10 protein-coding genes are annotated in these 9,295 nt (G+C 37.2%); 4 read left to right on the forward strand and 6 right to left on the reverse strand.

Annotation, left to right across the window (positions count from 1 at the left end):
• Positions 1-31: 31 nt before the first annotated feature.
• Together BTN98_RS07640 and BTN98_RS07645 are read right to left on the reverse strand one after the other, a co-directional pair.
• On the reverse strand, positions 32-448 hold the full coding sequence (locus tag BTN98_RS07640; RefSeq protein WP_061000083.1) for a CBS domain-containing protein: 417 nt from the start codon (positions 446-448) through the stop codon (positions 32-34).
• 248 nt (positions 449-696) lie between these two features.
• Positions 697-2,013 carry a DUF945 family protein gene (locus BTN98_RS07645; protein ID WP_061000081.1) on the reverse strand — a complete coding sequence of 439 codons (1,317 nt, stop codon included), beginning with the start codon at positions 2,011-2,013 and terminating at the stop codon, positions 697-699.
• A gap of 238 nt (positions 2,014-2,251) precedes the next feature.
• On the opposite strand from BTN98_RS07645, the gene BTN98_RS07650 reads away from it, so the two are divergent.
• The gene (locus BTN98_RS07650; RefSeq protein WP_061000079.1) at positions 2,252-3,244 is read left to right on the forward strand and encodes a 2-hydroxyacid dehydrogenase; all 993 of its coding nucleotides are present in this window, start codon (positions 2,252-2,254) and stop codon (positions 3,242-3,244) included.
• Between the two features lie 80 nt (positions 3,245-3,324).
• Here BTN98_RS07650 and dsdC read toward each other — a convergent pair whose 3' ends face one another.
• Both dsdC and BTN98_RS07660 read right to left on the reverse strand, forming a co-directional pair.
• A complete protein-coding gene (dsdC, locus tag BTN98_RS07655; protein WP_061000078.1) occupies positions 3,325-4,233 on the reverse strand; it encodes a DNA-binding transcriptional regulator DsdC in 909 nt (302 codons plus the stop codon).
• A 101-nt stretch (positions 4,234-4,334) separates the two neighbouring features.
• On the reverse strand, positions 4,335-4,934 hold the full coding sequence (locus BTN98_RS07660) for a TfoX/Sxy family DNA transformation protein (protein WP_061000077.1): 600 nt from the start codon (positions 4,932-4,934) through the stop codon (positions 4,335-4,337).
• Between the two features lie 271 nt (positions 4,935-5,205).
• Between BTN98_RS07660 and BTN98_RS07665 the strand changes: the two genes are divergently transcribed.
• From BTN98_RS07665 to BTN98_RS07675, 3 genes are all read left to right on the forward strand, one after another.
• Positions 5,206-5,784 (forward strand): LON peptidase substrate-binding domain-containing protein, encoded by a 579-nt coding sequence (locus BTN98_RS07665; protein ID WP_061000076.1) that lies wholly within the window; start codon positions 5,206-5,208, stop codon positions 5,782-5,784.
• 129 nt (positions 5,785-5,913) lie between these two features.
• Positions 5,914-6,831 carry an HDOD domain-containing protein gene (locus tag BTN98_RS07670; protein WP_061000075.1) on the forward strand — a complete coding sequence of 306 codons (918 nt, stop codon included), beginning with the start codon at positions 5,914-5,916 and terminating at the stop codon, positions 6,829-6,831.
• A 192-nt stretch (positions 6,832-7,023) separates the two neighbouring features.
• Positions 7,024-7,923 (forward strand): LysO family transporter, encoded by a 900-nt coding sequence (locus tag BTN98_RS07675; RefSeq protein WP_061000073.1) that lies wholly within the window; start codon positions 7,024-7,026, stop codon positions 7,921-7,923.
• Between the two features lie 209 nt (positions 7,924-8,132).
• On the opposite strand, the gene BTN98_RS07680 is transcribed toward BTN98_RS07675, so the two are convergent.
• Both BTN98_RS07680 and BTN98_RS07685 read right to left on the reverse strand, forming a co-directional pair.
• Positions 8,133-8,600, reverse strand: coding sequence for an RDD family protein (locus BTN98_RS07680; protein ID WP_061000071.1), 468 nt, complete (start codon positions 8,598-8,600; stop codon positions 8,133-8,135).
• Positions 8,601-8,608: 8 nt separating this feature from the next.
• A partial coding sequence (locus BTN98_RS07685) for a glucose PTS transporter subunit EIIB (protein ID WP_167390203.1) occupies positions 8,609-9,295 on the reverse strand: 687 nt, incomplete at its 5' end.

Consider the following 9,295-nt stretch of genomic DNA (forward strand, 5'->3'; position numbering starts at 1 on the left):
TCTATTATTAATAAATTCGTTGCTATCTTGATCACAATGGATGCTTAAAGCAAGCGCCAATTTGATTACTAATCGCCGTTAATACATCACGACGCGTAATCACACCAATTAAACGACCATCGTCAACAACAGGATAAATTTTAGGCTTTTGCCCTATCATAGTTTCAGCTAACGCAATGATTGTATCTTCACCAGAAACGGTCAATACATCAGTGCGCATGCACTCACTAACGGTATGGCTATCTTGGCAGTGATAACCGACTTTAAGCAATTTATGGATCATATCTTGTTCAGAGATAAAGCCCACCACTTGCTTATGTTCATTAACCACAGGTCCACCAATTTGTTTAGCCGTAAGTAGCTTATCCAGTGCTCCAGATAGTGGCATCGTTTCGGTAAATGTAACAGGACGAACATTCATGTAGTCTTTTACTTTTAATGATTCCATACCTTCCCCCACGTACGTTATTCTGTCGTCGTTCAGGTTTAATCCCTTGAAATCTTAATTAAAATAAACCTGTACTGATAATATTAAGTTAAGTCTAAATATTTAATTTTACTAAATATCAACCTTCATTTTTTAACATTTTTATAATAAAAAAACCTAAGTCGATGATAATTATTGTTTAATTCATATAAATAAAAACGCTTGCTAAATAGCAAGCGTTTTTATCTAACTCACGTACTACATTAAAATTAATGCAGTAATAGTGCCATCATTGCTAATGGTAGTTTGGCACCTGAAGAAAACTCTAGCTGATCAGCAACAATTTTCACCTCAAGCTGATAATTACCGTTTTGTTGAGTGACAATTTTTTGATTCACTAACACCGGTAATTTGGCCGCTAATAATGGCTCTTTAGCAGCTAACGCTTCTGGAATAACAATATTAATATTGCCGCTTAATTGATCAGTCACAGCAGTCAGATTGGTTGATGCATGCTCTAGTCCTGGCTTAACGTTTAGTAATACTTGAGCATTCACTGTTCCCTGTGGCGTTTTAACGCTTAGCTGTGATAAATCAATACTTGCGCCATGAGCAATCAATAAATCTAAAGCTAACATCGCCTGCTTAATTTGCGCCGGATCTTGTGCTGCTTGTGGTGATTGTTCCATCGACGCTAATTGACTAATCGCTTTATAATTTAGATCTTTAAGTGCTAATTTAAAGGCAATATCTTGGTAATGTTGCCCATCAAGGGTGGTTAATTTAGCTACTTGAATAGTATTGGTATTGGTGACTTGCTGAGTTGCTTCTGTTGGCTTTTTCTCACCACTTGGCTGACTCAAACTGTTGTTCATGGCTACATTCACCCCATCAATGGCAATAAGATGCTGCTGATCTGCCGCGGTAAACTTTGCTTTCTCAAGACTAAACTTTTGATGTCCAATCCAAAAGTTACCTTGCATTTGGCCTTGACCTTCACCGTTAATATTATTAACGACCATGCTTTCTTTATCTGCAGTAGTGATAGTTAATGCAGGTAGATTGTAACTAAATTGACTCTTACTATTTTCAGGATCAAATTCACCCGTTACGACAAACTTATCGCTGATAGCACTACCACCCTCTTTATGAATATAATCCATTGGGTTAACAGTCAGAGTAAAGTGGGTCGTTCCAGTAAAACCAGAATCTGTAACCACTTGCATTGGTGCAACATTTTTACCCCAAATTTGATTCACTAATGGGGCTGCTTGTTTATCAATCACAAACTCACTGGTAGATTTGACACCAAGAAAGCCATTTTCAATATGATGCTTTACTAGCCATACTGTTGGTAATCCTTGCTCTGCAAACTCTGCTTTTAATTGATTTTTAAGCTCAATACGAGACACAGCATTTGAGGATAAATACCCACGCTCAAAACTTTTAGTTGTGATCGACATATAAGGGCTATGATAATTTTTTACCGCTCCAGTATAAATACTCTGCCCAATTTGGCCTGTAGCGAGTGGCCCACAAGCAATGATCGCAACAGCGCCTGCACCGGCAAGAATTTTTTTCAACATATTGAATCCCAAAATAAAGTAAGTTGCAATAAACAACCTAAATCATAGCATGAACCACTAAATCACAGCAGTATAACAATAACCATTATTTTAGTGCGGCTATTTTGTCATACAAATGGTTTGCTATTTGCAACAAAGTTGTTATCGTGATCACATAATAATCGTGTATGTTGGTCAGATATTAACGTTTTATACTTAATAATGACTGAATAACAAACAGTGTTTATGGAGTGATATTATGAAAATAGCTGTTTTTAGCACCAAAGGGTATGACCAAAAATCATTTGCTCATACAAATAAAAAATTCCATCAACAGCTCACTTATTTTGATTTTCAGCTCAATCATCACACTGCTAAAATGGCTGAAGGTTTTGATGCTATTTGTGCCTTTGTCAATGACGATCTTAGCGAACCTGTACTCAAAATATTAGCCGAGCAAGGGGTGAATATTATCGCTATGCGTTGTGCTGGTTTTGATCGTGTCGATCTTGAAGCAGCAAAAGCGCTAAATTTACAGGTTGTTACTGTTCCAGCTTACTCACCTGAATCTATTGCAGAGCACACATTAGGGCTAATGCTCAGCCTTAATCGTCGTATTCATCGTGCTTATCAACGCACACGTGATGCAAATTTCTCTCTAGAAGGATTGACTGGTTATAACTTCCACGGTCGTACTGTCGGTGTTATCGGTACCGGTAAAATCGGTATTGCAACAATTCGCATTTTAAAAGGGCTCGGCATGAATATTCTTGCTTATGACCCTTATCCAAATCCAATTGCGATTGAATTAGGCGTGACTTATTGCACACTCGATGAAATATATGCACAAGCAAATGTGATCACTCTTCATTGCCCAATGAGCAAAGAAAATTACCATATGCTTGACCACAAAGCATTTGCCAAAATGCGCCGCGGAATGATGATTATTAATACCAGTCGTGGTGGTTTGCTCAATTCTAAAGATGCTGTTGAAGCACTTAAAAGTGGTATTATCAGTGCGTTAGGAGTCGATGTTTACGAAAACGAAAAAGATTTATTCTTCCAAGATAAATCTAACGACATAATTCAAGATGATGTCTTCCGCCGCTTATCATCATGCCACAACGTATTATTTACAGGTCACCAAGCCTTCTTAACTGAAGAAGCACTGGGTAGCATTGCACAAACAACATTAGAAAACTTATCAAGCTTTGAAAAAGGTGAGTTATCTGGCAATGAACTGATAAAATAAAACATTAAATGCATATAACGCATGACAACAAAAAAAGGCGCGTGATGCGCCTTTTTTGAACATTGCTATCAAACTAATAATTAACTATTAATTTCACTAAACAGCCAATTTTTAAATGCGTTAATTTTAGGTGAGGTCTGCATATCTTTACGGCAAACCACATAGTAACTGTGCGCAGAATTCACAGTCATATCAAAAGGAGAAACTAAACGAGAGCTCGCGAGTTGTTCTGCCACAAAAGATTGTCTTGCCATCGCCACCCCCATACCTGTTGTTGCCGCTTTAATCGCCAAATCAGCCCGATCAAAAGTACAACCATTATCAGGTAATTCAACCTTAAAATGTTGCGCCCAGAATTGCCACTCATCATTACGCCCAGCCCTCGCCCACGGCGCCGCATCATGCAGCAATAGGCAATGAATTAAATTTTCAGGCTGATGATAGAGCTGATATTTAATCGCATACTCATGGCTACATACAGGAAACATTCTTTCTTCAAGTAGTTTATCGACAGCTAAATTAGGGTATTCACCATTACCAAAATAAATAGCACAGTCATAACTTTCTGTTTGAAAATCAACTAAATCATTCCGCGTTCTTAAATGAATACGTACATTAGGGTATTTATCTATAAAAGAAGCTAAACGGGGAACTAACCATGTTTGTGCAAAAGTTGGTGGCACTGAAATTGTCAAATCGCCACTTAATTCAGCACTTTTTAAATCACGAATTTCATGAATAATATCACCGAAATTCGATGCTAGGACTTGCTTTAAACGCTGACCTTCATCAGTCAATACTAGCTTTCGATGTTGCCGAATGAATAGCTGCACATCTAATATTTCTTCAAGGTTTTTAATCTTGTGGCTGACGGCACTCTGAGTTAGACATAAAGTCTCAGCAGCACGCGTAAAACTCATATGATCAGCGGCAATCAAGAAACAATGTAATCCAGAAAGAATAGAACCTGACAATTTCGATAATTGCATAATTTAGCCACGACAACATAATTGTTGCTAGCATAACAAAAAAATTGTTTATTCTCAGCTACATCATCTAAATAGACTTCTATTATTAGTCAGCTATAAATTTATAGTGTTTGTTGGCGATACTCATCTAATAACTGTTGCTTATGATCTTCGCTCAATAATTGCCAATGACCACCATGAATAGCACCTGCAAATATCCATAATAATTTATGATCTAACTCTTGGCCATTGTGTTCACACACGCGACGAAATACATTCACAGCACCAACATTAAAAAAAGTATCAACATCCTGCACCCCTGCTTTTTTTACCATTCGCTCTAGGGTTAAACGCATATTAGGTAAATCACGTAAACGACGATTTGATTCAGAAGATTTAAAATGTTTATCTCGACAAGAAAAGGCAATCGACTCTTCAACAAACTGATTACATAATGCTTGATCGGTCAAAAATAGATTTTTAATTTCATAATAATTTACTGTTGCTGTTTTGCTCTTCTTTATATGTCTAAACTTTTCACAACCCACAGCTGTTAATTTATCGTCAAGTGCATCCCCTCCACGAATATACATCGAGAACGGCGTCACAATAGCAAACATAGCACTGTTAATAAAAACACCTGTACCACCAAACATAGATCTTTTTTCTTGAGGTCCAAATTTCGATAAATAATTTAAATAATCATCTTTTATTGACGCCATAACTCATGCTCCAGATATTATCCATAACAACTAAAAACATACCCAATATTTATCATCTTCAGTGTCAATGATTTGACGAGCCATTTTATGCTCATAGCAACAATAGATGATACTGCAAGCATTCGAATATGAGATTACTCCCATATTTTTAATCGAAAATTTATGAAACAAATTAACAATTAGCTTTTTTTTATAGTTGCTCTCAATTAAATATATCGTGCTAACCTTATTATTATTTTTTGTAAACGGATTAAAACGACAAGGATAAACTATGAATACCATCGCATTATTACCGCATAGCAAGCATATATTGCCCGAAGGACGACTTAAATTGGTTATCTCAAGAGTGTGTGATATTCGAATGGTAACAGAGGCTATGACAGACAAACGACCATTCGCACTAGGCATGATTGCGCCAAATCATAAACCAGAGACAATTAGTCATATTCCCGCTATCGCCACAACTGTATCGATCATCGATTTTAACACCCAAGATAGTGGCTTATTAGAAATAATCGTGGAAGGTATAGACACAATTTCTGTTTCAACCCTCACAATGGCCTATGATAATCTTCTGACTGCCACCTATGAGCCCTGTGTACAGTGGGCACCGATTAGCATCAATCATGATAGCCAACCATTAGCGGATAAGCTCAAGCTCTTATTTGAATCAACACCAGAAATTAGCAATATTTATCAAAAAACTAGCTATAACAATGCAACTTGGGTATGCCAACGATGGTTAGAAGTAATACCGATAGATATAAAATATAAACAATCTTTAATCCATCATCCAACCGCGAATATGACAATCCGTTTTTTATTACAACTGTTGCAAACCATCACTTAATTAATAATTAAAATAATGTCATTATCAGTGAATCAAGCGTTAACTGCGTCAAAAAAACAACAGCTGCTGCTTTGTTCATTTGCCAACAATGCGTACACTGATAACACCTCTTAACACTGTAATTATTAAATGCCACATTTATCCTTTTTTTGGCTGGAACCCAATAACCACCACCATATTCGTGCTATTCAGTCGAATCTTTGTCATTCAATAAAAAAAGCAGCACGCTATAACCGATTAACCTTACCATCCATTCCAGATACACTATTAACCCTAAATCGGTTATGTAAAAACCCTGAAACAACAGTCCATGACGTAGCTAGTTTATTTATTGATGATCCGGTATTAACAGCTAATATTATTCGTACCGCAAACTCTACCCTTTTTAATCGGCGTAATATTACCTGTCATGATATTCTCACGGCAGTATCACGTTTAGGTATTTTTCGAATTAGAGATATCATTACAGCTCAAACTATATATTCATTAAAAAACACCACCATTGAAAACATTGAATGTAACCAATTACTTACAAATAGCGCTTTTCACTCACGTCAATTTGCGGCAACAATGGCACTTATTTGCCAAAAAATGCATAACCACAGTAATAAACCGTTAAAACTTGAACCAGAAAAAGCTTTATTAACAGGTCTATTAGCTGATATTGGTTTATTTGGACTGATTAACGAATATGCAAATTTTATTAAACAAGGTAATTATTTAGATTTTAATATCGCTAAATATATTTTTCAGGATAACTGCGCATTGGCCAGTAAAATAGTACTGACGCAATGGGGGTTTGATAGTGATTATATTACAGTGGCAACCAATCCAATCACCACTCACCATGATAGTGAAATGAGCTATTTAACTATAGCCCGTATGGCACATCACTTCCTCTTATTTAAAGCCAACGATACCGCCATCGATGAGCATGAAGTGGAATTAGATCTTGCAGGTGCGGAAGTAATGTATGAATTAACTAATATGTCACAATTTGAATTTGATGATCAGTTAAAACAGATTATTAATAGCAGCGGTATCTAATACTCTCACCATTTTTGAATGAGATCTCTACGTTCGTCTAATACATTGATTAGACGATTCGTATTGACACATATATATACACTTTTCGACACTTTTCCCTCTACTGTTCCCCATTGATATCTATATTCTTTCTACTGCTTTATGTTATATTCGCCACAATTTCAACGCAGTTTTATACATATAGGGATAAGTATGTTATCGGGAATTCTGCTGATTTTTCTACCATTGGTGCTGGGGTATTTAATCCCAATAAAAAAAACCAATATCCTTGAGTTTATTAATACCCAAACCAGCCGTTTAGTATTAGTGATCTTAGCTCTGATGGGACTAAGTTTGGCAGGACTTGATAATCTTAGTCAGAATTTAGGCCAAATCCTTTTATATACCTTCACTTTTTTTATCTCTATTTCGGTATGTAATCTGCTCGCATTACCTTGGCTTGATCGATTATGGCCAACGCCAACCTCGCATGTACAGCGTAAATTACCACTTATAAAAATGGGGTTGGAATCTGCTAAATTAGTGGTTGTGGTGGCGCTTGGATTAATCGTCGGCTTACTGCTCAATGTTGATCTGTCGTGGGTAGAACAAGCCAGTGAAAATATTTTACTACTGCTACTGTTTTTTATTGGTATTCAACTGCGCAATAGCGGCATGACCCTCAAGCAAATTATACTCAATAAGAAAGGGGTTATTATTGCTACGGTGATCTTAATAACATCATTGTTAGGCGGTGTTATTGCTGCACTACTACTCGATATTCCAATTAATAACGGCTTAGCCATGGCATCTGGATTTGGGTGGTATTCATTGGCTGGAATTCTTATTGGTGATGGTTTGGGCAGTATTTATGGGGGGGCTGCGTTCTTAAATGAATTGCTACGTGAAATACTAGCACTGATCATGATCCCATTATTAATTAACCGTTATCCAAACACTGCGATTGGTTATGCTGGCGCGACCGCGATGGACTTTACCTTACCAGTTATTCAAAACTGTGGCGGGATCCGCTGTGTACCAATAGCGATTGTCAGTGGCTTTATTTTAAGTTTATTAGTACCGGTTTTAATTCTGTTCTTTATCTCTTTATAAACCGACTCTCTGCATTGATAGCCAGCCTAGTGCTGGCTTTTTTATGCCAGTTGCAAATTTGGCCACCTATTCATTCTCAGTGCTCACTGCAAATATTCACGGTCGTTAAAACTACTACTAGCATCATTAGATCAAAAAAACCGCAGCACTTCACAATGTGAAATAGCTGCGGTTTATATACCTATCACCAAGGTTAAGTACGCATTAAATCAACTTTCAACAACCGTTGTATGGTTGGTACGATCATGCATAGGTGGATTTGAAAAAGCCAAATATTGAGCACCACAATAAAGTGGATATAACCCCAACGTTGCGACACAAAGGTAAATTTTATTAAACTCACGCTTTAAGTAACGTTGCTTCGTCAATGGCTTATCATCTGTCGAAACCACCTGCACACTCAGTAGATAACGTGATAATGACGTGCCTAATAAGCGATAACAGATCCATTGATAACCCATAAAAACACCAATAAATAACAACATTAAACCAATAAACAACAGTAATAATGCCGGTAAAGCGATGCTATCGTTTAACGAAAGCGTCATCCCTGTACCCTTTGAAATATAAGCAATCACTCCAAGATAGATGTTGCGACCAACCATCGCGAACATCTGCACAATTGCCATATCAATCATGAAGGTACCGATGCGCCGGTATTTCAATGTAAAGCCCATTCGCGTTCTTACTTACCTAGTTTAGCGTTAATCTGTGCTTTAAAGCCTGCAGCTTGTGCACCGTAGATAGCTTGAATACCTGTATTACCGATTTTCACTAAACCTTTTGCACCTAAATGCTCAGTCCAGTATTGGTTGTCTTTTACTAAATCACCATCTTTAACAGTGATACGTAAACGAGTGATACATGCATCTACATCAACGATATTGTCTTTACCACCAAGAGCTTCAATCATTTCATCAGCTTGAGAGTCATTAGAACCACCAGCAGCTTTTGATGCATGGTAATCTTGCTTGCGAACAACGGCAACCGCACTACCCTTACGACCAGGTGTTTTCACGTCGAACTTCAGAATGAACCAACGGAACAACAAGAAGTATAACGGACCGTAAATTAGACCTAATAGTGGAATGTAGTACCAATGGTTCTCAGTACCCGTTAGACCTGGCAACATACCAAACAATGAGAAGTCAATGAAACCACCACTGAATGTCATACCCACTTTCACGTTAAGTAAATCCATTAGCATGAATGATAGACCAGCTAATGGCACGTGAATGAAGTAGTAAAGAGGTGCAGACAAGAACAAGAATGTGAATTCAATTGGTTCAGTGATACCAGTTAGGAACGCTGTTAGTGCAACAGAGAATAATAGACCACCAACGGCTTTCTTATTTTCTTTATCGGCAACAGT

The sequence above is a fragment of the Photobacterium aquimaris genome, assembly GCF_002954455.1.
Classification (GTDB): Bacteria; Pseudomonadota; Gammaproteobacteria; order Enterobacterales; family Vibrionaceae; genus Photobacterium; species Photobacterium aquimaris.